General features: G+C 62.5%; 26 protein-coding genes and 1 pseudogene. 15 read left to right on the top strand and 12 right to left on the bottom strand.

Annotation, left to right across the window (positions count from 1 at the left end):
* The first annotated feature begins 11 nt into the window (after positions 1-11).
* From ACQ4WO_RS16760 to ACQ4WO_RS16775, 4 genes are all read left to right on the top strand, one after another.
* Positions 12-209 (top strand): hypothetical protein, encoded by a 198-nt coding sequence (locus tag ACQ4WO_RS16760; RefSeq protein WP_010399555.1) that lies wholly within the window; start codon positions 12-14, stop codon positions 207-209.
* A 123-nt stretch (positions 210-332) separates the two neighbouring features.
* Positions 333-1,907 (top strand): methyl-accepting chemotaxis protein, encoded by a 1,575-nt coding sequence (locus tag ACQ4WO_RS16765; RefSeq protein ID WP_436482413.1) that lies wholly within the window; start codon positions 333-335, stop codon positions 1,905-1,907.
* Positions 1,908-1,989: 82 nt separating this feature from the next.
* On the top strand, positions 1,990-2,859 hold the full coding sequence (locus tag ACQ4WO_RS16770; RefSeq protein ID WP_436482414.1) for a ThiF family adenylyltransferase: 870 nt from the start codon (positions 1,990-1,992) through the stop codon (positions 2,857-2,859).
* Entirely contained in the window at positions 2,860-3,960 is a 1,101-nt protein-coding gene (locus tag ACQ4WO_RS16775; RefSeq protein ID WP_436482416.1) for a nitroreductase family protein, read from the top strand.
* A 28-nt stretch (positions 3,961-3,988) separates the two neighbouring features.
* Here ACQ4WO_RS16775 and ACQ4WO_RS16780 read toward each other — a convergent pair whose 3' ends face one another.
* The 3 genes from ACQ4WO_RS16780 to ACQ4WO_RS16790 all read right to left on the bottom strand — a co-directional run bounded on the left by ACQ4WO_RS16780 (position 3,989) and on the right by ACQ4WO_RS16790 (position 7,496).
* Positions 3,989-4,981: an EDSAP-1 family PEP-CTERM protein gene (locus tag ACQ4WO_RS16780; protein ID WP_436482417.1), complete on the bottom strand. Its 993-nt coding sequence runs from the start codon at positions 4,979-4,981 to the stop codon at positions 3,989-3,991.
* A gap of 110 nt (positions 4,982-5,091) precedes the next feature.
* The gene (locus ACQ4WO_RS16785; protein WP_436482418.1) at positions 5,092-6,075 is read right to left on the bottom strand and encodes an EDSAP-1 family PEP-CTERM protein; all 984 of its coding nucleotides are present in this window, start codon (positions 6,073-6,075) and stop codon (positions 5,092-5,094) included.
* Positions 6,076-6,263: 188 nt separating this feature from the next.
* Positions 6,264-7,496, bottom strand: a complete 1,233-nt coding sequence (locus ACQ4WO_RS16790; RefSeq protein ID WP_436482419.1) for a glycosyltransferase — start codon at positions 7,494-7,496, stop codon at positions 6,264-6,266.
* 137 nt (positions 7,497-7,633) lie between these two features.
* Here ACQ4WO_RS16790 and ACQ4WO_RS16795 point away from each other — a divergent pair, with 137 nt between their 5' ends.
* From ACQ4WO_RS16795 to ACQ4WO_RS16810, 4 genes are all read left to right on the top strand, one after another.
* Entirely contained in the window at positions 7,634-7,807 is a 174-nt protein-coding gene (locus ACQ4WO_RS16795) for a hypothetical protein (protein ID WP_200873002.1), read from the top strand.
* 238 nt (positions 7,808-8,045) lie between these two features.
* Positions 8,046-8,183, top strand: coding sequence for a hypothetical protein (locus ACQ4WO_RS16800; RefSeq protein WP_162995739.1), 138 nt, complete (start codon positions 8,046-8,048; stop codon positions 8,181-8,183).
* Positions 8,184-8,312: 129 nt separating this feature from the next.
* Positions 8,313-8,681 carry a hypothetical protein gene (locus tag ACQ4WO_RS16805; protein WP_034749696.1) on the top strand — a complete coding sequence of 123 codons (369 nt, stop codon included), beginning with the start codon at positions 8,313-8,315 and terminating at the stop codon, positions 8,679-8,681.
* Positions 8,682-8,764: 83 nt separating this feature from the next.
* Positions 8,765-9,223: an acyl-CoA thioesterase gene (locus tag ACQ4WO_RS16810; protein WP_436482420.1), complete on the top strand. Its 459-nt coding sequence runs from the start codon at positions 8,765-8,767 to the stop codon at positions 9,221-9,223.
* 87 nt (positions 9,224-9,310) lie between these two features.
* Here the strand turns inward: ACQ4WO_RS16810 and ACQ4WO_RS16815 are convergent, their stop codons facing one another.
* The 5 genes and pseudogenes from ACQ4WO_RS16815 to ACQ4WO_RS16835 form a co-directional block, all read right to left on the bottom strand.
* Entirely contained in the window at positions 9,311-10,717 is a 1,407-nt protein-coding gene (locus ACQ4WO_RS16815) for a DEAD/DEAH box helicase (RefSeq protein WP_035820280.1), read from the bottom strand.
* Between the two features lie 379 nt (positions 10,718-11,096).
* Complete coding sequence (locus ACQ4WO_RS16820; RefSeq protein WP_436482421.1) at positions 11,097-11,618, bottom strand: helix-turn-helix transcriptional regulator; 522 nt, start codon at positions 11,616-11,618, stop codon at positions 11,097-11,099.
* A gap of 5 nt (positions 11,619-11,623) precedes the next feature.
* Positions 11,624-11,899: pseudogene (locus ACQ4WO_RS16825) on the bottom strand (hypothetical protein).
* A gap of 72 nt (positions 11,900-11,971) precedes the next feature.
* Entirely contained in the window at positions 11,972-12,760 is a 789-nt protein-coding gene (fabI, locus tag ACQ4WO_RS16830; protein ID WP_436482422.1) for an enoyl-ACP reductase FabI, read from the bottom strand.
* Positions 12,761-12,862: 102 nt separating this feature from the next.
* Positions 12,863-14,275 carry a transglycosylase SLT domain-containing protein gene (locus tag ACQ4WO_RS16835; protein ID WP_436482423.1) on the bottom strand — a complete coding sequence of 471 codons (1,413 nt, stop codon included), beginning with the start codon at positions 14,273-14,275 and terminating at the stop codon, positions 12,863-12,865.
* A gap of 327 nt (positions 14,276-14,602) precedes the next feature.
* Between ACQ4WO_RS16835 and ACQ4WO_RS16840 the strand changes: the two genes are divergently transcribed.
* Together ACQ4WO_RS16840 and ACQ4WO_RS16845 are read left to right on the top strand one after the other, a co-directional pair.
* Positions 14,603-15,175, top strand: a complete 573-nt coding sequence (locus ACQ4WO_RS16840) for a DUF1415 domain-containing protein (RefSeq protein WP_139089831.1) — start codon at positions 14,603-14,605, stop codon at positions 15,173-15,175.
* Positions 15,175-15,369: a DUF1289 domain-containing protein gene (locus ACQ4WO_RS16845; RefSeq protein WP_034749680.1), complete on the top strand. Its 195-nt coding sequence runs from the start codon at positions 15,175-15,177 to the stop codon at positions 15,367-15,369. Before ACQ4WO_RS16840 ends, ACQ4WO_RS16845 begins: the two co-directional genes overlap by 1 nt.
* A 103-nt stretch (positions 15,370-15,472) precedes the next feature.
* On the opposite strand, the gene ACQ4WO_RS16850 is transcribed toward ACQ4WO_RS16845, so the two are convergent.
* A complete protein-coding gene (locus tag ACQ4WO_RS16850) occupies positions 15,473-15,979 on the bottom strand; it encodes a DUF1993 domain-containing protein (RefSeq protein WP_436482424.1) in 507 nt (168 codons plus the stop codon).
* Between the two features lie 262 nt (positions 15,980-16,241).
* Here ACQ4WO_RS16850 and ACQ4WO_RS16855 point away from each other — a divergent pair, with 262 nt between their 5' ends.
* A complete protein-coding gene (locus ACQ4WO_RS16855) occupies positions 16,242-19,367 on the top strand; it encodes a sensor domain-containing protein (protein WP_436482425.1) in 3,126 nt (1,041 codons plus the stop codon).
* Between the two features lie 10 nt (positions 19,368-19,377).
* A complete protein-coding gene (locus tag ACQ4WO_RS16860; protein ID WP_436482426.1) occupies positions 19,378-21,651 on the top strand; it encodes a xanthine dehydrogenase family protein molybdopterin-binding subunit in 2,274 nt (757 codons plus the stop codon).
* Positions 21,652-21,656: 5 nt separating this feature from the next.
* On the opposite strand, the gene ACQ4WO_RS16865 is transcribed toward ACQ4WO_RS16860, so the two are convergent.
* Complete coding sequence (locus ACQ4WO_RS16865; protein WP_139089829.1) at positions 21,657-22,088, bottom strand: thioredoxin family protein; 432 nt, start codon at positions 22,086-22,088, stop codon at positions 21,657-21,659.
* A 277-nt stretch (positions 22,089-22,365) separates the two neighbouring features.
* On the opposite strand from ACQ4WO_RS16865, the gene ACQ4WO_RS16870 reads away from it, so the two are divergent.
* Positions 22,366-23,283 (top strand): 23S rRNA (adenine(2030)-N(6))-methyltransferase RlmJ, encoded by a 918-nt coding sequence (locus ACQ4WO_RS16870; protein WP_219327324.1) that lies wholly within the window; start codon positions 22,366-22,368, stop codon positions 23,281-23,283.
* A 76-nt stretch (positions 23,284-23,359) separates the two neighbouring features.
* Here the strand turns inward: ACQ4WO_RS16870 and ACQ4WO_RS16875 are convergent, their stop codons facing one another.
* Together ACQ4WO_RS16875 and ACQ4WO_RS16880 are read right to left on the bottom strand one after the other, a co-directional pair.
* Complete coding sequence (locus ACQ4WO_RS16875; protein WP_436482428.1) at positions 23,360-24,109, bottom strand: SAM-dependent methyltransferase; 750 nt, start codon at positions 24,107-24,109, stop codon at positions 23,360-23,362.
* Positions 24,110-24,127: 18 nt separating this feature from the next.
* Complete coding sequence (locus ACQ4WO_RS16880) at positions 24,128-24,736, bottom strand: Maf-like protein (RefSeq protein WP_436482429.1); 609 nt, start codon at positions 24,734-24,736, stop codon at positions 24,128-24,130.
* 222 nt (positions 24,737-24,958) lie between these two features.
* Here ACQ4WO_RS16880 and ACQ4WO_RS16885 point away from each other — a divergent pair, with 222 nt between their 5' ends.
* Together ACQ4WO_RS16885 and rpmF are read left to right on the top strand one after the other, a co-directional pair.
* The gene (locus tag ACQ4WO_RS16885) at positions 24,959-25,456 is read left to right on the top strand and encodes a YceD family protein (RefSeq protein WP_046683963.1); all 498 of its coding nucleotides are present in this window, start codon (positions 24,959-24,961) and stop codon (positions 25,454-25,456) included.
* Between the two features lie 312 nt (positions 25,457-25,768).
* Positions 25,769-25,951: a 50S ribosomal protein L32 gene (gene rpmF / locus ACQ4WO_RS16890; RefSeq protein WP_034749653.1), complete on the top strand. Its 183-nt coding sequence runs from the start codon at positions 25,769-25,771 to the stop codon at positions 25,949-25,951.
* The last annotated feature ends 72 nt before the right edge of the window (positions 25,952-26,023 follow it).

The following is a 26,023-nucleotide window of genomic DNA, read 5'->3' on the forward strand; positions in this document are numbered from 1 at the left end:
AAGGAAATACGATGGCTAAGAAAGAAGAGCTCGATCCGGAAACCCTGGAGTTGATCAACTGGTGTATCGAGGTCGAAGGCTTCCTCGTGGCTGGCGGCGCCACCGTGGCGCAGGCGCAGGACCACATCGAAGAGCAGGTCGAGTGGTTTACCGACCAGTTCTACGACGGCTTGACGCCGGAAGAGGCGGCCAAGGAAGCCTTGGCCTGACCTTCTCAACACGACTTACAGCGGGCGGTGCCTGCCGGGCACAGCCCGGTAGCGCCGCCCGTTTTGCTTTTCTGAAAAGATTTCCATTGGGCAATTAATTCTTCTATTTATTTCCAGGCACCCATGACACTCCGTTCGCGCATTCTCCTCCTGTGTTTCAGCACCTTGCTGGGCATTGTCCTCATCGCTTCATTTTCCCTGTATTCCTTGCGCCAGACCATGATGGCGGAAAGGGTCGAGCAATTGACGGTGCTGGTGGAGCTGGCCAACGCGTCCGTGGAAAAGGCGTATGCGCTGGAACAGTCGGGCAAGCTCACGCGTGAGCAGGCTCAGCAGCAGGCCAAGCTGGCCATCGGCAGCTTCGCCAAGGACGATATGTATTATTTCGTGCGCGATTTCAGCACGGACTTGTTGTACGTGCATCCAAACGCGTCGCGCATCGGCGTGCCGCAAAAGAACATGAAGCAGTCGGGCGACCGCTACCGCGTGGCCCTGGCCTCCAGCCGCATCGGCCTGGTGCAGGCGGACGGCACGCGTCCCGGCGTGAAGGATCCGGTGGCAAAGATGTATGCCGTGGTGAAATTTGCGCCGTGGGACTGGCTGATCGGTACGGGCACGTATATCGATGACATCAACCACAAGTTCTGGGCCCAGGCGGGCGTGCTGCTGGCGATCGGCGGCGCGCTGATGCTGGTGGTGGGCGCCTTGGCGGCCCTGATGCTGCGCCGCATCCTGGCCCAACTCGGCGGCGAACCCGACTATGCAGCGGCCATCGTGGCGCAAATCGCCCAGGGCGATCTGACCACGCACATCGATACGCGCCCCGGCGATACGTCGAGTTTGCTGATGGCGATCAAGGCCATGCGCGATAACCTGGCCCATCTGGTGAGCCAGGTGCGCACCGATGCGGAATCCATTTCCACGGCGTCGGGCGAGATCGCCTCGGGCAACCACGACCTGTCGGCGCGCACGGAGCAGCAGGCGGGATCGCTGGAAGAAACGGCGTCGACCATGGAAGAGATGACCTCGACCGTGCGCCAGAATGCGGACAATGCGCGCCAGGCCAACCAGCTGGCCATTTCTGCCTCGCAAGTGGCGAGCCAGGCGGGCGGCGTGGTGAGCCAGGTGGTCGACACCATGGGCGCCATCAATGCCTCGTCGAAAAAGATTGGCGACATCATCGCCGTCATCGACGGCATCGCCTTCCAGACGAACATCCTGGCCCTGAACGCGGCCGTGGAAGCGGCGCGCGCAGGCGAGCAGGGCCGTGGCTTCGCCGTCGTCGCCAGCGAGGTGCGCAACCTGGCGCAGCGTTCGGCCGCGGCAGCCAAGGAGATCAAGCAATTGATCGACAGTTCCGCCGAGCAAGTGGGCGCCGGTGAAAAACTGGTGGCGCTGGCAGGCGAAACGATGGAAAAAGTCGTCTCCAGCGTGCAGCACGTGACCGATATCGTGGCCGAGATTTCCTCGGCCAGCGCCGAGCAAAGCGCCGGCATCGAGCAGATCAACCAGGCCATCGTCGAGATGGACAACATGACGCAGCAAAACTCGGCCCTCGTCGAGCAGGCATCGGCGGCGGCGCAGGCGATGAACGAACAGGCGGCGGGTCTGGCGCAGATTGTCAGCGTGTTCAAGGTGGGCGCAGTGGCAGGGGCGCCACGCCCGGCGCCGGCGGCCCAGCGCCGGCTGGCCCGCTAAGTTTTCGTCATAACGGGAACTTATCGCCTGCCCATCTGTCGAACTCTTCTTGGTCCTTGGCGGACGCACAGTAGAGGTAAGCATGACAGATGGTTTTTCCTATCACGCGGCATTTGCCCGCAACCTGGGCTGGGTCACGCAGGCGGAGCAAGACAGCTTGCGCGGCAAGCGCGTGGCCATTGCCGGCATGGGCGGCGTCGGTGGCGTGCACTTGCTGACCCTGGCTCGGCTGGGTATCGGCGCTTTTCACATCGCCGATTTCGACACCTTCGATATCGCCAACTTCAACCGCCAGGCCGGCGCCATGGTGTCCACCCTGGGCCAGCCCAAGGTGGCCGTGCTGGCGCAGATGGCGCGCGACATCAATCCCGAACTCGACATCAAGCAGTTCCCCGACGGCATACGCGACAGCAACCTGGCCGAGTTCTTTGCCGGTGTCGACCTGTACGTGGACGGCCTGGATTTCTTCGCCTTTCCCGCGCGCCAGGCCACTTTCGCCACCTGCGCCCGCCTGGGCATTCCCGCCATCACGGCCGCGCCGCTGGGCATGGGGACGGCCGTGCTCAGCTTCATGCCGGGCGGCATGACGTTCGAAGAGTATTTTGGCTGGGGCGACTTGCCCGAAGAAGAAAAAGCGCTGCGCTTTCTCGTCGGGCTGGCGCCGGCCGGCTTGCACGGTCCTTACCTGGTCGACCCCTCCGCCATCAACCTGAAGGAGCGGCGCGGGCCATCGACCATCATGGGCTGCCAGCTGTGCGCGGGTGCGGCCGCCACGGAAGCCTTGAAAATTTTGTTGAAACGCGGCAAGGTGATGGCGGCGCCGCACGGCGTGCATTTCGACGCCTATCGCAACAAGCTCGTGCATACCTGGCGTCCCGGCGGCAACCGCCATCCGCTGCAGCGCCTGACGATGGCCATCATCAAGCGGCGACGCGCCGCGCAGGGGGCATAAATGGCGCAAGCATTGCTGAACGATCCCGTGCTGGAAAGCATCCTCGACCAGGCGCGCTGGGCGCCCAGCGGCGACAACACGCAGCCGTGGCGCTTTGAAGTCGTGGACCCGCGGCACGTGGTCGTGCATGGCTTCGATACGCGCAGCCACTGCGTGTACGACCTCGACGGCCATCCCAGCCAGCTATCGCTGGGCGCCTTGCTCGAAAGCATGGCGCTGGCGGCCAGCAGCCATGGCTTGCGCATGGAAGCGCGCCGGCGTTTGTCCATGCCCGATACCTTGCCCACCTTCGATGTGCACCTGATCGATAGTCCCGGCATGCAAGCCGATCCGCTGGCGGCGTTCCTGCCGCAGCGCAGCGTGCAGCGGCGGCGGCTCGGCACGCGCAGCCTGCGCGCCAGCGAAAAGGCGGCGCTGGCGGCCAGCTTGCCGCCCGGCTACGGCGTGCAGTGGTTCGAAGGCGGACGCGCGCGCCTGACCTGCGCGCGGCTGATGTTCGACAATGCGAAGCTGCGCCTGACCATGCCCGAAGCGCACAAAGTGCACCGCGACGTGATCGAATGGGGGGCGCGCTTCAGCAGCGACCGCATCCCGGAGCAGGCGCTCGGCGTCGATGCGATGACGGCGCGCCTGATGCGCTGGGTCATGCACAGCTGGCGCCGCGTGGATTTTTTCAATACTTGGCTGGGCGGCACCATTGCCCCGCGGCTACAGATGGACTTGCTGCCGGGCCTGTATTGCGCCGCGCATTTCGCGCTGCTGGCCGATGCGCCGCCGCGCCATATCGACGATTACGTGGCGGCCGGCCGTGCCATGCAGCGCTTCTGGCTGACGGCCACGCAGCTGGGATTGCAATTGCAGCCGGAACTGACGCCGCTGATCTTTGCCCGTTATGTGCGCGAGCGGCGCACCTTTTCGCGCACCGATGGCATGCAGGAAATGGCGCAGGAACTGGCCGTGCAATGCCAGGCCGTGCTGGGCGTCACGGCGGTCGAGCGGGCCGTGTTCCTCGGGCGCATCGGCGCGGGGCCGGCGGCCAGTGCGCGCTCGCTGCGCCGTCCGCTGCAAGACTTGCTGGTGGCGCCCACAAAGGGGCAGTAACGCGCGTGACTGCTTGCGCATCTGGGGCTCAGCGCCGGCGCCGTGGCGCCAGGCAAGCCAGCGCTGCCAGGCCCGCCGCCAGCAGCGGCAAGGTGCCGGGCAGCGCCACTGGCGTGACTTCTGGCACGTAGGCCAGTTCGGAACTGTTCAGCATGTTCAACACGAGGGTGTAGTTGCCCGCCACCAGATTGTCCGTGACGGCGCCGTATTGCCCGCCGCACGTCTTGCCGGTGCCCGTGCCCGTGGGCGCACCGCAGCCGCTGGGGTCGTAGGTAAATACGCTGCCGCTGGTGAGCGGCGTTTGCGCGTAGCCCGTATTGAGGTTGGCGGCATCGGCCAGTTCCGTGCCGCCCACGATGCCGAAGCCCAGGCTGCCGTCGGGCGCCCAGTTGAAGACGATCTGGCCATTGTCATCGATGATGCTGAACGTCATCGCCATATTCATGGTGGCCGCCGAGCCTGTGCCGGCCAGCGCGTCCAGGTACAGCTGCATGAAGGGCAGGGCCTGGAAGCTGAAGGCCAGGGTTGCGCCCGGTTGGCCGACGACGAAATTGATGGCCAGGGCCGTGCTGGAACCGTTGCGTCCCGAGGCGTCGGCGCTGCCGCCGCCCGTCAGGAAGGTTTCCGCCGCATTCACCGTATGCGTACTGGTCGAGCCCGGCGGGAACGGGGGAATTTGCGAAGTGATGATTTGCGCCTCGCCGCGCGCATACGCGGCGTTGCCCATGCCTTGCTGGGTAAAATCATTTTGCCCTTTGGTGACGGCGCCGCGTGTCGCTTGCGGCGCGTCGATCTCGTTGCTGCCACCGTTGATGACGCTGCTACCATTGAGCGTGGCGGTGGTGCGCGACACGTCGATATTGCTGATCAAGGTGGTGGATCCGGTGGGATTGCTGATGGCCAGGCCAAAGACGCTGGTGTAGGAATAACCATAGGCGGCGGCGCTGGCAGTGCCGCTGCTTGCCAGCAACAGCAAGGCCAGCAGGGCCGTTGACAGTCGGATGCATAAAAATGTAGTCATGAAAATCCTCATCTCCTGGTCGGCCGCGTTGTAAGGAAAACCGACAGGCTTGCCGCATAAAAAAAAGGCGAGGAGACTCCCTCGCCTGTGAATCCCCCCTGTTGCCTGGTTCAGGCGGCAACTTTGCGGCGGCGGGCGTAGCCCAGACCAGCCAGGCCCAGGCCCAGCAAGGCCAAGGTGCCCGGTTCGGGGGTCGCCGCCTGTTTCACCAAGTCCACGCTTTCCACCGCATTCAAGGTCAAGGTGTAGTTGCCGGCCGTTAAAGCATTGCTGACGGAGCTGAAGTTGCTGCCGCACGCCGTACCCACGCCGGTGCCTGTGGGCGTGCCGCAGCCGGAAGGGTCGTAGGTGAACAGGTTGCCGCGCGTGAGGAAATTGGTCGCCAGGCTGGTGTTCAGGTTGGCGCCGTCGGCGTTTTCCGTGCCGCCGAAGATGCCGGAGCCGATCACGCCATCGGGCGTCCAGTTGAATACCGTCGCGCCAGCCGCGTCCGTGATGGTGAAGGTGACAACCAGATTGGCCGTGGCCGTGGACAACTGCCCGACCGTGCTTTGCAGGAAGACTTGCATGAAGGGCGACGCCAGGAAGTCGAAGCTCAAGGTTGCCGTGGGCGAGCCGACGATGAAATCGACCGAGAAGCCCGTGGTCGAGCCGTTGCGCCCGGACGCATCGGCCGTGCCGGAAGGCCCGTCGAGGTGGGCTTCGGCCACGTTCACGGCCTGGGTGGAGGTGGAGCCCGGCGGGAACGACGGGAACTGCGTGCTGACGATCTGCGCATCGCCGCGTGAATAGTTGCCTGCTGGGCCTTGTTGCGTGAAGTCGTTTTCGCCCTTGATGACGGGGCCGACGTTGGCGCGCGGGGCATCGAGCGAGCCGGCGCCGCCATTGATGACGCTCACGCCATTCAGGGTGGCCGTGCTGCGCGAGATGGTGGTGCTGTTGGCCACCGTGATCTGGCCCGTCGGCACGGCGATCACCAGGCCGAAGATGTTGTTGTACGAATAGCCGTAGGCGCCCGCCTGTGCGCTACCGGCGGCACACAGCATGGCCAATGCCGCTGCGGCCGGGAGCAGTTTCAGTTTCGAGAGTTTCATTGTATTCACCTCATGGTTGAGTGAGTCTGGAAGTCTTGCCTGAGACCTGTCGGCAGGTGCTCATGGCCAGTACCTAGCGACTTCCATGCCAACGCATGAGGTTCTTTTGAAATCAACGACTTGGCGTGCTTTTGTTGACGCGGTGCAAGCTTTGCCGGATGCGCTGTAAGAAAAACCGACGCCGCCCGTCAGGGCTGGCGGCCATGCGGCAACGAGCCCAGCAGGGCGTGCATATGGGGCAGCAAGCGTTGCCCGGGCTCATAGTCGCGCATGGCCGAGGCCAGCTGACGCGCCGCCAGCTTGGCCCGGCCATCGTCGAGCATGCGCGTGGCGGCATGGCGCAAAGCGGTTTCCTGGAAGCGGTCGGCGCGCAGCAGCAGGCCGGCGCCGGCGCCCACGATGCCGTGCATGTTGAGGAATTGGTCGAGGTTGCTGGCGATGCCGATGACGGGCACGCCTGCCGTCAGCGCCTGCTGGCTGGTGGGGCTGCCGCCGTTGCAGATCACCAGGCTGGCGCGCCGGGCGGCCGCGTCGCCTGGTAAAAAGGGCGCGACATAGGCATTCGGCGGCACGGCATCGACGCGGATGGTGCCGGCCGTGGCCGCCAGTACGGTAACGGGCAGGGGCGCCAGCGCGCGCAGCACGCGCGGCAGCAATTGCCCTTGGCCGGAACTGCCCAGGGTGACATAGATGATGGGCCGTCCGCTGCTCAGTTCCGGGCGCTGCCACCAGTCCGGCAAGTCGAGCGGCGGCGCCCAGATGATGGGGCCCAGGTAGTCGTGCGTGGACGGCATGCCGTGCGGCGGGAACAGTTGCGGAATATCCGCGTACAAGGTGCGGTCGGCATCCGTATAGATGCGCCGCAGGTCGCTGCCCAGCGATGGCAAGCCATGGCGGCGGCGCACACGGTTCAGGGGCACGGCGTGCGAAGCGAAGGCCAGCGGGCGGATCAGGCGGAACAGGGGATCGGCCAGCCAGATGGGCAGCACGCCCGTCAGGGGCAGGTTGGGCACCGTGTAGTGCTGGCGCACCCAGGGACTCCAGTAGGCGTTGCTGACGGTAATGTAGGGAATGCGCTGCAGGCGCGCGCTGACCGACAGCGACAGGCGGAAGTCGCCGATCACAAGGTCGGGCTGAACGGCATTGAGCAGGCGCAAGTCGTCTTCCACATACGCGTGCAAGGTGCTTTCCGTATACACGGGCTTGCCGTGCGCCAGCGCCTGCAGAAACTGCAGCGATGAAATACTGTCGATGCGCCAGCGGCGGAAGGGGGCTTGCTTGAAACAAAAGTCATACCCATCGGCGCAGGCAAAATGCACCTCGTATTCTGCCTCGTCCAGCCCCTGGGCCAGACTCAGGGGGCGGCCAACATGGGCCAAGGTCACTGCCTCGGCCATAAAGAGGATTTTCTTGCGCGCCATGGAGATCGCTTGCACTCGTGCTGGAGAGGATGCCTGCAAAGTTGGAGTGGCGCCGCGCCGTTTAGTTCCCCGCCGCCTGCCAATGGCGGGCGCCAGGATTTGGCTGCATCGGCTACAGTGGGGCAAAGGAGGCCACCATGCAGCCACAATTCCATCTTGCCCCGCTGCGTGCGCACAGCACGCCCGAACCCGATATGCCGCCACCGCCGGAAGGCGATCCCCTCAAGCCGCCGCCGGAACCGCCGCCGCACATCGACCCCGTGCCGGTCGAGGAACCGACGCCGCCACCGCCGCCCGTGAAAATGCATTGAGCGGTTTTCGGACCATGGCACCGCGCCATGGCTTGCGGCGGGCAGGCGCGCCATGTTTATTTCCAATCGGAAATGGAAGGGGCGGGCCTCGCCAGAGGCACGCCATTTAAACAACAAAAATGCGCATAAATGTTGCCTTGCGGATACAAATCAAGCTCCAACTGCTGAGTGTCATGCGGCCGTCACGATTCTGTTCTTATAATGAGACATCATAAAAATTCTTGTACAGGAGACCATCGTGGGCAATTCCTTGCATAACAAAATCTATCTGGGCCGGCGGCCTGTGATCACCAGCAAACACCTTGTGGCGCTGGCCCTGGCGGGCGCCGTGGCTGGTTGCGGACTGGCCTGGTTGCTGCTGCGCAGCTACAAATAACGGTCGTCACGCCCGTGTTTCCGTCGCCTTGCCGCATGGCGGGCGGCGGTAGATTCACGTTGCCTGTTGCCGATGCGCAGCGGGGCGCGTACCATGGGGGCCGAACACCTGGCCTTTTATGGAAAAGTAATGAAGAACGAGAAATTAACAACCGATGAATATGACGCGCTGGAGCAAGTTGCACGCGGCATCAAGACCGAGCGCCCCAGTGCTTGCGTTGCCCGCAATGCCAAGCGCCTGTCGGGTCTGAAGCTGCTCAGCTATGCACGCGACGGCCGTCTGTCCATCACCGAGAAAGCACAACAACTGCTGTTCCTGCGCCGCTGCATCATGGGTTTGCGCGCCGTCGCCACCGATCCGCTGACCAAGCTCGATACGGACGTAGCGTATTTCCTGGGCAAGAAAGCCCACATCGTGGCGCGCGCCGAAGGCGAAGGCCACGACATTTCCGACAAGGGCCGCGAATCGCTGGCCGACATCGACACCCTGGGCCTGTAAGGCTCGCAACCGGCCCCTGGGGCCGGTTTTCACATCTTCCCTCACTTTTGATTTCCCCCTTGGAGAATACTTTGGACAGCGCGATGAACTGGTCGGCCCACGAACTGACGATGACGGTCTTGATGACGCCCGATATGGCCAACTTTTCCGGCAACGTGCACGGCGGCACCATCCTGAAATACCTCGACAGCGTCGCCTACGCCTGCGCCAGCCGCTATTCGGGCAGTTATGTGGTGACCTTGTCCGTGGACCAGGTGATGTTCCTGCAGCCTATTCACGTGGGCGAGCTGGTGACGTTCCTCGCCTCGATTAATTACACGGGTACGACGTCGATGGAAGTGGGCATTCGCGTGGTAACGGAAAACATCCAGCAGCGCCTCGTGCGCCATGCCAACAGCTGCTACTTCACGATGGTGGCCGTCGACGCCAGCCGCAAGCCGGTGGCCGTGCCGCCGCTGGTGCTCGAGACACCGGAACAGCACGCGCGCTTCGAGCAGGCCAAGCTGCGCAAGCTGTCGCGCCAGAAGGTGTCGAAGAAGTAAGTGTCGCGGACATGAAAAAACGGCCACCAGAGCGATCTGGTGGCCGTTTTTTATTGCTTGCCGCCGGTTGGCGGCATGGCGCCGTGATTAACGGTCGCCGTAGCTGCGGCGTGCGCCGTCGGTGCTGCGCGGGTTGGAACCCTTGTAGCCGCCGCCGGTGCTCGGTGCGCCGTCTTTGCGTGGTGCGCCCGGCTTGCTGAACGTGCGTTGGCCTGGCTTCGCGCCGCCACGGTTGTCGCCTGGTTTCCAGCCGCCTGGACGGGCGCTCGAACGTGGTGCCGATGCCGTTTTCTTCGGCTCGAAACCTTCGATGACATTGACCGGGATCAATTGCTTGGTGAAGCGTTCGATGCGCTTGACGTTCATGCCTTCAGCGTGGTTCACCAGCGAGATGGCCAGGCCATTGCGGCCAGCGCGGCCGGTACGGCCGATGCGGTGGACGTAGTCTTCAGGGAACTTCGGCAGATCGTAGTTGAACACGTGGGTGATCGTTGGCACGTCGATACCGCGGGCGGCAACGTCGGTGGCAACCAGCACTTTGACCTGGCCGCGGCGCATGCCGTCCAGGGTGCGGTTACGCGCGCCCTGATGCATGTCGCCGTGCAAGGCGGCAGCCGAGAAACCGGCGATGTTCAGACGGTCGGCGATGGTGTCGGCGTCACGTTTGGTGGCGGTGAACACAACAGCCTGGTCCAGCGATTCGTCGCGCAGCAGGTGGTCCAGCAGGCGATTCTTGTGCGACAGATCGTCGACGAAGTGGACGCGCTGGGTGATGTTTTCATGCTTGTTGCTCGAGCTTGCCACTTGGATGACCAGTGGGTTCTTCGTGATGCGGCGGGCCATGTTGCCCACGACGCCGTCCAGCGTTGCCGAGAACAGCATGGTTTGACGGCCTTCTGGCGTCGCTTCCACGATTTTTTCGATGTCGTCGATGAAACCCATGTCCAGCATGCGGTCGGCTTCGTCCAGCACCAGGATTTCCAGTTGCGAGAAGTCGATCTTGCCCGAGTCCATGTGGTCGATCAGACGGCCAGGGGTCGCGACCAGAATCTCAGGATTCTTGGCCAGCAATTGCATCTGTTTAGGGTAAGGCATACCGCCCAGAATCGACACAGCCTTGATGCGGCGGATGCCGGTGCTGTACTTGTCGGTGTTGGTGGTCACTTGCAGGGCCAGTTCGCGCGTTGGCGTCAGCACCAGCATTTTTGGCTGGGCAGCCTTGAAACGTGGACGCTCGCCGCGGGCGCGCGATGCTTGCATCTCCTGGTTCGGCGTTTTGCCGGCGGCGCTTTGTTCGGCACTGGCCAGTTTGTGCAGCGACGGCAGCATGAAAGCTGCGGTCTTGCCCGAACCGGTCTGCGACGAGACCAGCAGGTCACGGCCTTCGATCGCGGCTGGAATCGCTTGCGACTGTACCGCGGTTGGCGCGGTGTAGCCCGATTCGGTCAGAGCGGCGATGATGGACGGATGCAGGCCTAAGGATTCAAATGTCATTCTTTTCTTTCGTAAAAATCAGCGTTCTTGCAAAAAGCAGAACGCAAAATAGCAACGCCAACCAAAACGAAATGACTCAACTAGAAAGAAATTTCGGCACAAAAGCTTTGCGCCGGGACGGTGTCAGGTGCGACACACAAGGCGGGAGGGCTTTATAAGCGGCATCCTGTGGATGCGCTAAGGCTTGCGAAGCTGCTAAGTTTGTAGTGCATGACTGCGGTGTTGCCATCGCTTCAAGGGAACATATTGCAGCGCACAACGACACTATACCGTATTTGACGCCGTTTTGCACGGGCTAAATGGGAAGAAACGAAAGTCCTACCACGTTTTGCGCATGTTTCCTATGTGAAATCAGTAGAAATACGTAGTTTTCACTCGTTCAGTTGAGCATGGCGACGATGTCGGCGGGCAGCGGCGGCGCCTGTCGCGTTTTCCTGGCCAGGTTGATTTGCCGGGTGACCTGCGCCAGTTCGACCAGGCTGCGTTCCAGCTGATACGTTCCCTTTGCGTGCAGCCACGCCAGCACATCGTCCAGGTGCCAGATGGTGGCGCTGCCTTCATGCACGGGCACGGGAAAGCTGTGGCGGTATTTGCTCATCAGCTTGTGCAGGTTTTGCCGGGACAGGCCCAGCACTTGCGCCACGTCGGTCAGGCCCACGAAGTCGGGCGAGGCCTCGACCAGCACGGCCTCGGGCACGATGGCCTTGACGTCGGCCAGGGCGCTGAGCAGCGCCTCCCTGGCATTGCTGGCCTCGCGCGTGAATTCCAGTGCCAGGCGTCCCGCTTGACCGATGCCGACCAGGGCGTCGTCGCAACCGCCACTGCCCAGGCGCCCGGCCAGCGCGTCGAGGTCGTGTTCGTGGTCGGGCAGGCGGTACTTGAGAGTGAAGATGTAATCCATGATGGTTATCCTCTGGATTTGCGTTGCATGCAGTCGTGCATCAGTTTGTTGAAAGTGCAATTGTCGACCACCCGGCGGATCGCCCGCGCGTGGTTGCCCGGGTTTTTCGGCGTGCTCCAGATGCAGGCGATGCAACCTCTCCACAGCGGCAGCCGTCGTCATTGTAGGGGCGACATTTTGCCCCAGGCATGGCTACCGCCCACTTCCACTCGCCAGCCCTGGCTTTCCGCGTGGCGCAGCGCCGCTTCGATTTCTTTCCTGGGATGCGAGGAGCGCGCCATGTGATGCCTCCAATGTAGGTCGATATTTCGAGGTTGTCAAGTGACAACCACAAGATATCGGCCATCACCGCATCACTCTACTTCGGGATTGACGGCCATCACTTGCGAAAAGCCGCCATCGACATAGGTAATCTCGCCCGTGATGCCCGAGGCCAGGTCGGACAGCAGAAAGGCGGCCGTGTTGCCGACCTCTTCGATGGTGACATTGCGGCGCAGCGGGGCGTGTTCGGCCACAAACCCCAGGAGTTTGCTGAAATCCTTGATGCCGGAAGCGGCCAGGGTTTTGATGGGGCCCGCGGAAATGCCGTTGGCGCGGATGCCGCGCGGACCCAGCGATTCGGCCAGGTAACGCACGGATGCTTCCAGCGACGCCTTGGCCAGGCCCATGGTGTTGTAGTAGGGCACGGCGCGCACGGCGCCCAGGTAGGTCAGGGTCAGAACCGACGCGCCCGGATGCAGCAGGGGCAGGGCGGCCTTGGCCATGGCGGGAAAACTGTAGGCGGAAATGTCATGCGCGATGCGGAAGCTGTCGCGCGACAGGCCGTCGAGGAAGTCGCCGGCGATCGCCTCGCGCGGCGCAAAACCGATGGCGTGCACCAGGCCGTCCAACTGGTCCCAGTGACGCGCCAGGTCGCTGAAGACGGCGCTGATCTGTTCATCGCTGGACACGTCGCAGTCGAATACCAGTTCGCTGCCGAATTCCGCCGCAAATTCCGTGATGCGCTCCTTGAAGCGTTCGCCCACATACGTGAAGGCGAGGGAGGCGCCTTCGCGGTGGCAAGCCTTGGCGATGCCATAGGCGATGGAGCGGTTCGACAGCAAGCCCGTGATGAGGATTTTTTTGCCTTGCAAGAAAGCCATGACGACTCCTGTCTGGGTAGGTGGGCGGGTAAGCGGATGTGCAACCGGCCGCGACAGCAAAGCTGTGGCGGCCGGTGAGGTGGATCTATACGGATCAGGCGATCAGTGACGGGCCTTGGCTCGGTTGTTACCGCCGCCGCGCTGGATGCGTGGTTTCACCAGGGAAATTGGCGCCGTTTGCACCTTGCCGCCCTTGGTGACGCGGCGCACGGCCTTGGCGACCCGTTCAGGACGGTCCGCTTCCAGCAGCATGGTGGCGCTGTCGGCGATTTCCTGGGTGATGTCGCTGTTCATCGTGGCCGAGGTTTTCGGCACGAGGATGGTGGAGCCGGCGCGCAAACGCGTGCGCTGGGGAATGTTGTTGGCCTGGCGCAGCACGTCGGCCGTGGTGCCGAATTTCGACGCCAGCGTTTCGATGCGTTCGCGCGCATTGGTGATCTTGTGCGTGGTCCAGCTCGACAAGGCATGGCCCCATTGCGCCAGGTTGGTGGTGAACTTGGCGGCGTTTTCCTGTGGCAGCAGAATCTTCGTCTTTTCGCCGCCGATGATGACGGGGCGGTTAAATTGCGGATTCAAGGCCTTGAATTCATCCATCGACAGTTCGGCCAGTTGGGCGGCGACGGTGATGTCGATGTCGCTGGTCTTGTCGATGGCCGTGAAGTAGGGCTGGTTGTCGACCACGGGCAGGGTCAGGCCGAACTGGGCCGGATTGGCGATGATGTTTTTCACCGCTTGCAGTTTCGGCACGTAGTTGCGCGTTTCGGCCGGCATCAGGTCGGCCAGGCTTTCGAAGTCGGTCGGCTTGCCCATCGCCTGGTTTTTCTTGATGGCGCGCTGCACCGAGCCTTCGCCCCAGTTGTAGGCGGCCAGGGCCAGTTGCCAGTCGCCAAACATGTCATACAGGCGCTGCAGGTAGGTCAGGGCCGCATCGGTCGAGGCCAGCACGCCGCGGCGCTCGTCCTTGAACATGTTTTGCTTGAGGTTGAAATCGCGCCCCGTGGCGGGCACGAATTGCCACATGCCGGCCGCATTGGCGCTCGAGAACGCTTGCGGGTTGAAGGCGGACTCGATGAACGGCAGCAAGGCCAGTTCCGTCGGCATGCCGCGCTTTTCCAGTTCCTGCACCACGTGGAAAATGTAGCGCGAGGCGCGCGCCGTCGTGCGGGCGATGTAGTCGGGCCGGGTGGCGTACCAGTTGACGTGATTCGCTACCAGCTGGTTGTTGATGTCGGGAATCGCATAGCCGCTGCGGATGCGGCCCCAGACGTCGGCTTCGCGCAGCGGATCGGAATTGTCGCTGAGGTTTTTCAGCAGACGGTCGGTCTTTTGCAGGCGGTTGTCGAGGGTGGGGAGTTTCGCCGTGACCTGGGCGGTCATCGGGATCAGGGCGGGTGTGGTGGCGGCGACTGGCGCGTTATCGCTCTCAACACCGGCTTCGTACGCCTGGCTGAGGGCGGGCGCAAACGCCAGGGCCAACGCCGCCAGGACGGTAGATTTAAAGGAGTTTTCGTGCATAGTGTTCCATTGTTGTCGTCGGAGAAACATCGGACAGACCCATGATTAAGCTGCGAGTGTACGTATATCCACATGCCGGAGTCAAGAATTATGTCAGCATGATGACAGCACATAGGCGTCAATAGCGATGTTTCCAGTCGCTAATAATGCAATTATTACAAATTTAATTTGCCGGATGTGCGATTTGGCCGCTGTTATAGCATACATGGCCACGGTCATGGCGCAAGCCTGGACGGCGCCCGGTATGAGGCTGCGCAAAAGTGCGTACAATTTGGCTTTGGCCGGCCATTCAGCCGCCGGCCGCTTTATTAATAGAGAGTCAAGTATATGAACACCCCGCCGCGCCACGACGACGACAACGCCGTCATCATCGCCAATACCGTTGCCTGGCTGGAAAAGGCCGTGATCGGCCTGAACCTGTGCCCGTTCGCCAAGGCCGTGCACGTCAAGAAGCAGATCCGCTATGTGGTGTGCGAATCGAGCAATCCCGAAGATTTGCTGGCGATGCTGATGGACGAGCTGCAAACCCTGGCCGACACGGATCCCGAGCAGATCGACACGACGCTGCTGATCCACCCGTACACCCTGAACGATTTCCTCGACTACAACGAGTTTCTCGATGTGGCCGACGCTGCCGTGGAAGACATGCACCTGGCCGGCGAACTGCAAGTGGCCAGTTTCCACCCGAACTACCAGTTTGCCGAGACGTTCGAGGACGACATCAGCAACTACACGAACCGCTCGCCATACCCGACCCTGCACCTGTTGCGCGAAGACAGCATCGAGCGCGCCGTCGAGGCCTTCCCGGAAGCGTCGGACATCTTCGACAAGAATATCGCCACCCTGGAAGCGCTGGGCGCCGAAGGCTGGGAAAAGCTCGGCTTGCCGAAGGTATCCTGATGGCTGACAAGGAATTGCCGCCGCGTCCAGACACGCCCTGCGTGGCCGTGTGCTCGACGACTTTCGATGAAATCTGCCGCGGCTGCGGCCGCACCGTGGTGGAAGTGGCCCACTGGGTGTCGATGACGGATGAAGAGAAGGAAGTGGTGTGGGTGAGGATACTGGCGCAGGGGTATCCGCGCAGGAATACTTAACCAACCCAATGGCAACTGCTGGGGTCAGACCCGACGGGGGAATGCTTCCCAATGGGAAGCATTCCGATTCCGAAGGAACTGACCCCATTTTCACCGCTAACGATCAATAACTACCAATAAAATCTTTCTTGCCCACTTCAATGCCGTTATGGCGCAGGATGTCGTACGCCGTCGTTGCGTGGAAGAAGAAGTGCGGCAGCGCGTAGTGGAACAGATAGGTCTGGCCCGTGAAGTGCTTGGTCTTTTCGCCGCTGCCGGTGGTGATGGCGCGCGTTTCGCTGCCGTCGATGTCCGCTTGCGGCAGGCTGTCCAGGAAAGCGATGGTTTTCACGATGCGTGCTTTCAGTTCAGCAAAGCTCTGCTCGCTGTCTTCATACGGTGGCACGGCCACGCCGGCCAGGCGCGCGCCGCAGCCCTTGGCGAAGTCGGTGGCGATCTGGATCTGGCGCACGAACGGCAGCATGTCCGGAAACAAGCGGAACTGCAGCAGGGCGTTCGGGTCGATTTTCTTGTCTTGCGCGTGCGTTGCCGCCTTGTCCAGGATGGCGGCCAGGCTGCCCAGGATCTGTTTGAAGACGGGGATCGAAGCGGAGTAGATGGAGAAGGTCATGGTGGTTCCTCTAGGTAAAGTGGCGCGATGATAGCAAGCTAAGCGTTTTTCTGCTGGCGCCGGCCTGGCGCGCCGGCCCGCGTGTGGTTTTTCAACCCTGTCTATATGACATGAGGTTGCCGCTGGCGCGTGTTTATTGGTGACTTATCCCGCTTTTTCCATGCATAATTGCTCCTGAAAAAAGTTTCTTCCCGCCTGACCACCCGACTTCCCCTGTAAAGTTTAATGATCGCCCGCCTGATCCCTGTTGCCCTGTTGCCGCATGTTTAACTCACCTTACCAGCGCCTGCGCGCCAGCCTGCGCGTGCTGTACGGCTCGTCGATCTATGGCGCCTTGCTGCTGGTGGTATTTGGCGGCCTTGTCGTTCCCGCCATCTTCGGCAGCTATGTGCTCGTCGGCGTGCACGAGCGCCAGTCGGCGCGCACCAGCCTGAACGAGGCCTTGCAGCGCAATGTCGATATCCTGGCGCTGGGCATGCAGGAGTCGCTGTGGAACATGAATGCGGAATCGGCCCATTCGTTGGTCGAGTCGGTGATGCGCGACCGTTCCGTGCTGCTGGTGAAGGTGCTGGGGCAGGGTGACACGGAATTCATCAGCCTGCAGGCGCCGCAGCGGCCCGTGGGCAATCTGTACCGCGCCGGGCGCGACATCCTCGTGCGCGGCGAACGCATCGGCCACGTCATCGTCGAGATGGACGACGCGCGCAGCCAGCAGGAACTGCGCGAAAAGCAGATGTCGTATATTTTCGTGCTGGGCGCGCAGCTGGCCGTGTCGATGGCGCTGATCGTGCTGTTCCTGAACCGCCGCCTGCTGAAACCCCTGCGCCGCCTGACGCGCTTTTCCGACCGCCTGTCGCACGGCGATTTCGACACGCCGCTGGCATCGCACAGCAATGACGAACTGGGTCGCCTGACGGCCCAGCTCGAGCAAATGCGCGCGGCCATCGGCCAGCTGTTCGAGGATGTGGGTCAGCGCGAAGAGCGTTTCCGCACCATCGTCACGCAGGTGCCGGGCGCCGTCTTCCGCTACCGGCCCGACGGGCCCATCGATTTCGTCAGCGATGCCATCGAAGATATTTCCGGCTATTCGGCGCGCCAGTTCATGCGCGGCACCACGCATGCCTGGGCCGACCTGATCTGCCCGGAAGACCGCCGCGAGCACCGCCGCGCCGTCGGCCAGGCCGTGCTTGACGAACGGCCATATGCGCTGGAATACCGCATCATCGACGCTTTCGGCATCGAGCGCTGGGTGGCCGAGAATGGCCAGCCACAGGTGGGCGAGCAGGGCGTCATCTGGATCGACGGCATCATCGCCGACATCAGCCAGCGCAAGCACCACGAGATGCGCATCGAAGCGCTGCTGACGGAGCAGAGCGCCATCCTCGACAACGTGATGTTCGGCGTGATGTTCGTGCGCCACCGCCGCATCATTTCCGTCAACCGCCGCTGCGAGGAACTGTTCGGCTACGGCCATGCCGAAATGACGGGCAGTTCCACCGCCATCGTGTTTACCAGTTCGTATGACTTCGAAGAGGCGGGCGAGCGCCAGTATCCGGCCCTGGCCGCGGGCGGCGATTTCAGCGAGGAGCGCCAGTACAAGCGCCGCGACGGCAGCCTGTTCTGGGCGCTGGTCAGCGGCTGCGCGCTCGATCCGCTGCGCCCCAACGAAGGCAGCATCTGGGTGTATGCCGATATCACGGCGCGCAAGGAAGCCGAGGAGAAATTGCGTTTGTCGGCCACCGTGCTCGAACATATCGCCGATGGCGTGATGGTGGTCGACGCCGATGGCATCATCGTCACCGTCAATCCCGCCTTCACGCAGATCACCGGTTACGCCGAAGCCGAGGCGCTGGGGCAGCATGCGTCGCTGACGCGTTCCGAACGGCACGACGCCGCGTTTTACCAGGCCCTGTGGGATGAATTGGCCGCCTCGGGTTTCTGGCGCGGCGAGATATGGAACCGGCGCAAGAACGGCGAGGTGTACCTGGAATGGCTGACCATCAGCGCCGTGCGCGACACGCGCGCAGTCACCACCCATTACGTGGGCGTGTTCAGCGACATCACCCTGATCAAGGAGTCGCAGGAAAAGCTCGACCACATGGCCCACCACGATCCGCTGACGGCGCTGCCGAACCGCCTGCTGTTCCACGACCGCTTGCAGCACGCGCTGCTGCGCGCCGCGCGCGACCAGGAACAGCTGGCCGTGCTGTTCATCGACCTGGACCGCTTCAAGAACGTCAACGATACCCTGGGCCACCATGTGGGCGACGAATTGCTGCAAAAGGTGGCCGGGCAGCTGGCGGCCCGCCTGCGCGAAGGAGATACCCTGGCGCGCCTGGGCGGCGACGAATTCATCGTCCTGCTCGAACGCATCGACGGCGAGTATGGCGCCACGCAGGTGGCGGAAAAGCTGATGACCATGTTCGACCAGCCGTTCACGGTGGCCGGCCACGAACTGTTCGTCACCTGCAGCGTAGGCATCAGCCTGTATCCGGACGATGCGCTGGACTTGAACATGCTGATCCGCAATGCCGACGTGGCCATGTACCAGGCCAAGGCGCGCGGGCGCAATGGCTACCGCTTCTATGCGCCATCGATGACGGGCGAGGGTGTCGAGCGGCTGCGCCTGGAAACCTTCTTGCGCCGCTCGATCGAGAAGAACGAGATGTTCCTCAATTACCAGCCACAGGTGGAAATCGACACGGGCCGCCTGGTCGGCGTCGAGGCGCTGGTGCGCTGGAACCATCCGGAACTGGGCCTGGTGCCGCCGGCCCGCTTCATCCCGCTGGCCGAAGATAGCGGTTTCATCAACCAGCTGGGCAAATGGGTGCTCGACGAAGCGTGCCGCCAGATGATGCGCTGGCAGGCGCAGGGCTTGCACGTGCCGAAGATGGCCGTCAACCTGTCCGTAAAACAGTTCGAACGGGGCAGCATCGCCGGCATGGTGGCCGCCATACTGAAGGAAACGGGCCTCGAGCCGCAGCGCCTGCAGCTCGAAGTGACGGAGTCTGTCATCATGAACACGGGGGACGCCCTCGGTTTCATCAACGACTTGCACGCCATCGGCGTGGGCCTGGCCATCGACGATTTCGGCACCGGCTATTCCTCGCTCGCGTATCTGAAACAGCTGCCCGTGCAAACCTTGAAGATCGACCGCTCCTTCATCAAGGATATTTCGACGGACGTCAACGACGAGGCGATTGCGATTGCCATCATCCAGCTGGGCAAGAGCATGCATTTGTCCGTGATTGCCGAAGGCGTGGAGACGGAAGAGCAGGCCGCTTTCCTGCTGCGCCATGGCTGCAAGCTGGCGCAAGGTTATTTTTATAGCCGTCCGGTGCTGGCACAGGATATGCTGGAGCGCTGGATCGATCACTCACTACTATAAAGGACAGCCCATGGCCGCACACTCCTCCCCGTCGCGTCGCCGTTTCCTGCTCGGCGGCCTTGGCCTCGGCGTGGCCGGCGTGGGCGCCCTGGTGCTGGGCTGGGGCGTGCTGCCGCCGCGCCAGCGCCTGCATGGCAGCGCGCCGCTGCCGCTTCATGATGGCGCCGTGGCCCTCAACGGCTGGCTGGCCATCGGCACGGATGGCACGGTGACCCTGGCCATGCCGCGCAGCGAAATGGGGCAGGGCGTGCACACGGCCTTGCCGATGCTGGTGGCCGAGGAGCTCGACGTGCCGCTGGCCAGCGTCAAACTGATACAGGCGCCGAACGATAAAATCTTCGGTAATGTCGCCATGCTCAAGGACAGTCTGCCTTTCCATCCTGACGACCAGGGACGCTTGAAGGCGCTGGCGCAGTGGACGGTGGCCAAGGCGGCGCGCGAACTGGGCGTGATCGTCACGGGCGGTTCGTCGAGCGTGAAGGATGGCTGGGGCCCCATGCGCGAGGCGGGGGCGTCGGCGCGTGCCATGCTGGTAGGCGCCGCCGCGGCGTTGTGGCAGGTGCCGGCCGCGCAGTGCCGCACGCAGGACGGTGAAGTGCTGCACCCGGACGGCCGGCGCGCCAGCTACGCCAGCCTGGCGCAGCGCGCCGCCAGCATAGCCCCCGGCACGCCCGTGCTGAAACTACCCAAGGATTTCAAGCTGATCGGCCAGCCGGCACCGCGCCGCGATACGCCATCGAAAGTCAATGGCAGCGCGCGTTTCGGCATCGATGCCCGTCCGCCCGGCATGCTGTATGCGGCCCTGCATCTGCCGCCGCGCCTGGGCGATACCCTGTCCGCGTTCGACGCGGCGCCCATACTCGCCATGCCCGGCGTGAAAAAAGTGCTGGACCTGACGCCGCAGCAGGCGCAGCGCAGCGTCTCGTGCGCGGCCGTGGTGGCCGACACATGGTGGCGCGCGAAGCAGGCGGCAGCCGCCTTGCCGACGCAGTGGAAGGCCGGCCCGCAAGCGAACTTGTCCAGCGCCGACGTCTACGCGGAGTTTGCCCGCCTGTTGGATACTGAAGCCGGTTATGCCTATCACGCCAGCGGCGAGGTGGAAAGCAAAGCCGTGCAGCGCATGCGGCAAGTCAGCGCCGAATACCGCGCACCGTTCCTCGCGCATGCCGCCATGGAGCCCGTCAACTGCACCGCGCAGGTGAAAAATGGCAAGGTGATGCTGTGGGCCTCGACGCAGGCGCCCGGCATCGCCGTCGACGTGGCGGCGAAAGTGGCCGGCGTCGACGCGAAAGACGTCAGCATCGAGGTGCTGCTGCTCGGCGGCGGTTTCGGCCGCCGCCTGGAAGTGGATATGGTCGCGCAAGGCGTGGCCATCGCGCTGCAGTGCGATGGCGCGCCCGTGCAGCTGGTGTGGACGCGCGAACAGGACACAAAGCACGATATGTACCGTCCCGCCGCGCTGGCCCGCTTTGCGGCCCGCCTCGACGAGCATGGCCGCATCGCTTCCTGGGATAACAAATCCGTCAGCGGCTCCATCACGCATCAATACCTGCAGCGCAATTTCGGCTTGCCCGGCGCGGGCCCGGACAAGACGACGGCCGAAGGCGAATTCGACATGCCGTATGAAATCGCCAACCAGCGCATCGCCCACGTGATCGCCGACAGTGCCGTGCCGGTTGGCTACTGGCGCTCGGTCGGACATTCGCACAACGCGTTTTTCAAGGAAAGCTTCATCGACGAACTGGCGCATGCGGCAGGGAAGGACGGTATCGCCTTCCGCCGTGCCATGCTGGTGCGGCATCCGCGCCATTTGGCCGTGCTCGATGCGGCCGTCGCCAGGGCGGGCAGTCCTCCGCCCGGCCATGCGCATGGCGTGGCCTTGCACCAGTCGTTCGGCAGCATCGTTGCGCAAGTGGCGCAGGTATCGGTGGAAAACGGCGAAATCCGCGTGCAGCGCGTCGTGTGCGCCATCGATTGCGGCATCGCCGTCAATCCGAACATCATCGCCCAGCAGATGGAATCGGCCGTGCTGTTCGGCCTGTCGGCGGCGCTGGGCGGCGAGATCACCTTCAAGGAGGGGAGAGTCGAGCAGGGCAACTTCCACGACTACCCCGTGCTGCGCATGGGGCAGACGCCCGAGGTGGAAACTGTCATCATCGCCAGCGCCGAGCATCCGGAAGGCGTGGGCGAACCGGGCACGCCGCCGATTGCGCCGGCCGTGGCCAATGCCGTGTTCAGTTTGACGGGAAAAAGGCTGCGCAGCCTGCCGCTGCGCCTGGCCTGAGGTTGTTACTGTGCCAGGGTGGCGGCCAGCATGTGGCGCAGATTGCAGTCGCGCTGCCAGTCGCGCCGTTCCTGCGTGCTGCCGGCCAGTGCGGCCAGTTCCTCGGCGCTGAGCGCCTGCTGCGCCTGCACCATGCGGTGCGCCAGGCCGCCGTCGGGCAGCACGGTGCCGAAGAAGGCCACGTTGTCCTCGCGCTGTATCAGCAGGGTGGGGAAATTATCGATGTCAAGGTCGCCCACCACGTCGGCCTGGTCTTCGATGTCGATCCAGACGAAGACGGTGTCCGGGTGGCGCGCGGCCAGTTCCTCGAACGTGGCGCGGTAGCTGCCGCAAGTGCCGCACCACAGCGCGCACAGGCAAGCCACCGTCCAGCGCGGGCCGGCCAGGGTTGCCGCAACGTCGGCGCGGTTATCGGTCGTGAGGGTCAGGCTGTGCATGGTCGTATCTGGTCAGTAGGCGAATGGGCGCGGGGCGCCCGATGCGCGTATTCTACCGCGCCCGGCGATGCCAGTCCCGGGAATACATGGGCTTGTTTAGCCGTGTTTTTTGATGCAATACACCTTTCTGGTGGATAATGCTGGTAATTGCGCGCTGATTACGCTGGTCCATGCTGTTTCCTGGCCCCGCAGCCTGACCCCTCCAGTCTGTCTTCATGCCCTGCCCGGTGTCAGCGCTCCCGCCTTTATTTATTTTTATTATGGAATTAGCCAGCTTATGTTGAGTTACCGCCACGCCTTTCACGCGGGTAATCACGCCGATGTGTTGAAGCATTATGTGCAGATTCAGTTGTTGCAATATCTGAATCAAAAAGATACCGCCTATAGTTATATCGATACCCACTCCGGCGCAGGCGTGTATGCGCTCGACGGCGGTTATGCCTCGAAAAATGCCGAGTACGAAACGGGCATTGCGCCCCTGTGGGACCGCACGGACCTGCCGGCCTCGCTGGCCGAGTACATGAGGCTGATCAAGGAAATGAATCCGAGCGGCAAGATGCGCTACTACCCGGGTTCGCCGTACTGCGCCGACAAGGTCAGCCGCGAGCAAGATCGTCTGCGCCTGTTCGAACTGCATCCAGCCGATGCAAAGATTCTGGCCGACAACTTCCGTAAGGTCGAGGCGCATGCGCTGGCCCAGGGCGAGCGTCCGACCGTGCGCGGCAAGCGCGTACTCATCACCAAGGCCGACGGCTTCCAGAGCCTGAAAGCCCTGCTGCCGCCGCCATCGCGCCGCGCGCTGGTGCTGATCGACCCGCCGTATGAAGACAAGATGGATTACCGCAAGGTCAAGGACACCCTGGCCGACGCCCTCGTGCGCTTCCCGTCGGGCATGTATGCCGTCTGGTACCCGGTGCTGCAACGCATGGAGTCGCGCCAGTTTGCCGACAAGCTCAAGCAATTGCCCAGCTCGGACTGGCTGCACGTGACCCTGACGGTCAACACTCCGTCGCCGGACGGCTTTGGCTTGCACAGCAGCGGCATGTTCATTTTGAACCCGCCGTACACCCTGGAGCCGATGTTGCGCGAAGTCATGCCGTACCTGGTCAAGGTGCTCGGCCGCGACGATGGCGCGAAGTTTGTATTGGAAACGGGCAAGGGCGGACAGAAAAATACGGGCACCAGAAGGGTGTAGTCATACTCGGCTTGGTAGCGCCGCAATAAAAAACGCCACGATCATTCGATCGTGGCGTTTTTTTATGATTGTGAGATTACTGTCCCAGCAGCAAGAACACGGTCGGTTTCTTGTGGAAGTCGGGCGCCTTGCCGGCGGCTAATTGTTTTTTCCACTGTCCGCCATTCCATGTCTGCACGCTTTCCGTGTCCAGGCTCAGGTCGGTGGCGACGCAGATCAGGGTCGACGGCGCGCATTGCGCCACGAGCGCTTCCAGCATGGCGGCGTTGCGGTACGGCGTTTCGATGAACAGCTGGGTTTGCTTTTCATTGCGCGAGCGGCTTTCCAGTTCCTTGATGCGCTTGGCGCGCAGGGCGGCGTCCGTAGGCAGGTAGCCGTTGAAGGCGAAGCTCTGGCCGTTCAAGCCGCTGGCCATCACGGCCAGCAGGATCGACGACGGGCCCACCAGCGGGCGCACTTTTATGCCGTGCTGATGCGCCAGACGCACGAGGTCGGCACCCGGGTCGGCTACGGCGGGCACGCCCGCTTCCGACACGAGGCCCGCATCGCGTCCCGCCAGCAGGGGCGCCAGCAAGCCGGCCAGCGCTTGCGCCGGGGTATTCACGTTCAGTTCGGAAATCGTGATTTCCTGCAGCGGCTTGGCCAGCGGGTGCTGGTTGCCGATCAATTTCAAGAAGGCGCGCGCCGTCTTGGCATTTTCCGCAACGAAATAATCGAGCTGCGAGGTGATCTGCCGCACTTGCTCTGGAATGATGTGGGTCAGCGGGTCGTTTGCGCCGTCGGACAGGCCGAGGTGGTTGGGAATCAGGTACAGGGTGCCGGTCATATTCTTCTTGTCGGTAAATTAAATGGTGAAAAACGCCACACCTGCCTTGCGCAGCATGCCGGTGAGGGCGATCAGCGGCAAGCCGGTCAGGGCGGTCGGGTCGGTGCTGTCGATACGTTCGAGCAGGGCGATGCCCAGGCCTTCGTTCTTGGCGCTGCCGGCGCAATCGTACGGCTGCTCGATGCGCAGGTAGGCGTCCAGCTCGGCATCGGGCAAGTCGCGTACGGTGACGAGGGTCTGGACGTCTTCCACCTGCGCTACAGACGGACTCTGGCGGCCATCGAGCAGGCATAGTGCCGTGTGGAACACGGTCTGGCGCCCGCGCATGGTTTGCAGCTGCAACAGGGCATTCGCATGGTTGCCGGGCTTGCCGATCTGCGCGCCGTCCAGGGTGGCGACCTGGTCGGAGCCGATGACGAGGCTGCCAGGATAGCGGTCGAGCACGGCCTGCGCCTTGGCCTGGGCCAGGCGCAGGGCCGTGGCGCTGGGGCTTTCGCCTGGCAGGGGACTTTCGTCGAGATCGGGCACGGCCACCTCGAAAGGCAGGCGCAGGCGTTCCAGCAATTCCTTGCGGTAGGTCGAGCTCGATGCAAGAATCAAGCGCGATGGGGCGGAAGTTGGTATCATTCGGTAGTGGATGGCGGCCGGCATGGCCGCGCTGGTCGATGTCAGTGGAATTTCACGCAAATTCCAGGGCGCAGAGCCCATAACTGAGGCTCCATGCGGCATGACGGTGTTGATGAAGTGTCATGTTGATGGCAATAATTGCGTCAAAAAAGATGCTTAGCCTTTGACTCCGTGCTAAAAACCCTGTTATTATCGCAGGTTTTCCGGGGAAATTTTCTACCAATGAATGCTTTTGTGATCGACGCCTTTGATTTTTGTCGTATCAGCGGGAGCCGCGAGGGTGTAACTCCTGTCGCTGAAATGACCCGGTTGACCAAGGATTGTGCAGATAGTTCCGGCGAAATCGCCTGGAAAATCGTCGGCGGCACCAGCAAGCTGGGCTACCCACAACTGACCTTGTCGGTCAACGGCACCGTTCAGCTGGTTTGCCAGCGCTGCCTGACTCCGTATGCGTACGCAATTGATTCGACGACCACTCTGATGCTGGGCAAGGATGACGAGCACGCGGACGAGATCGAAGAAATCATCAACGATGAATCGATCGACGTGATCGTCGGCAGCCGCAACATGGATGCCGCGGCCCTGATCGAAGATGAAGCCTTGCTGGCCCTGCCGCAGGTACCCAAACACGACGTCTGCCCCGATACGGCGCAGCTCGATGCTCTCAAGACTGAAAAGAAGTCGCCGTTTGCGGCACTGAAAGACTTGAAGCCAGAATAAAGTAGTAAAAAGGAAGCTTTAAAAAACCGTAGCGAGCGGCCTGATATCGTCTTGAGTAGCGCAAGCGTACGAAGGTACGCTGAGCAACGCAAAGGCGATAGCGGGAAGCGCAGTAGGTTTTTGATGCTTCCTGTAAAAGACGTGTCAAACGCGTGTAGTAATCGAGTATGGCAAGTGTAGTGAAATGTAGTTGTAATAAACGATGTCGGTCCGGGCTATTTTCGGGTAGTCTTTGCCGCTGGGATACTCGATTCGCATGTATTTGCCAATCGATTGTGCTAAAATTTTAGAACTTATGTATTAGGAGTCATCATGGCAGTTCAACAGAACAAGAAAACCCCTTCCAAGCGCGGCATGCACCGTTCGCACGACTTCCTGGTCGCGCCGCAATTGAGCGTCGAGCCAGTTACCGGCGAAACACACATGCGTCACCATATCAGCCCTAACGGCTTCTATCGTGGCCGTAAAGTGTTGAAGACCAAAAACGACGAGTAATCGACGTTTTTGTTGGGTAAGATGAAAGCGGTGTTGCGTGGTTATTCGGCGTGGCGCCGCTTCTTCTTTTTT

Source organism: Janthinobacterium aestuarii, from assembly GCF_051380835.1.
Lineage (GTDB): Bacteria > Pseudomonadota > Gammaproteobacteria > Burkholderiales > Burkholderiaceae_D > Janthinobacterium > Janthinobacterium aestuarii.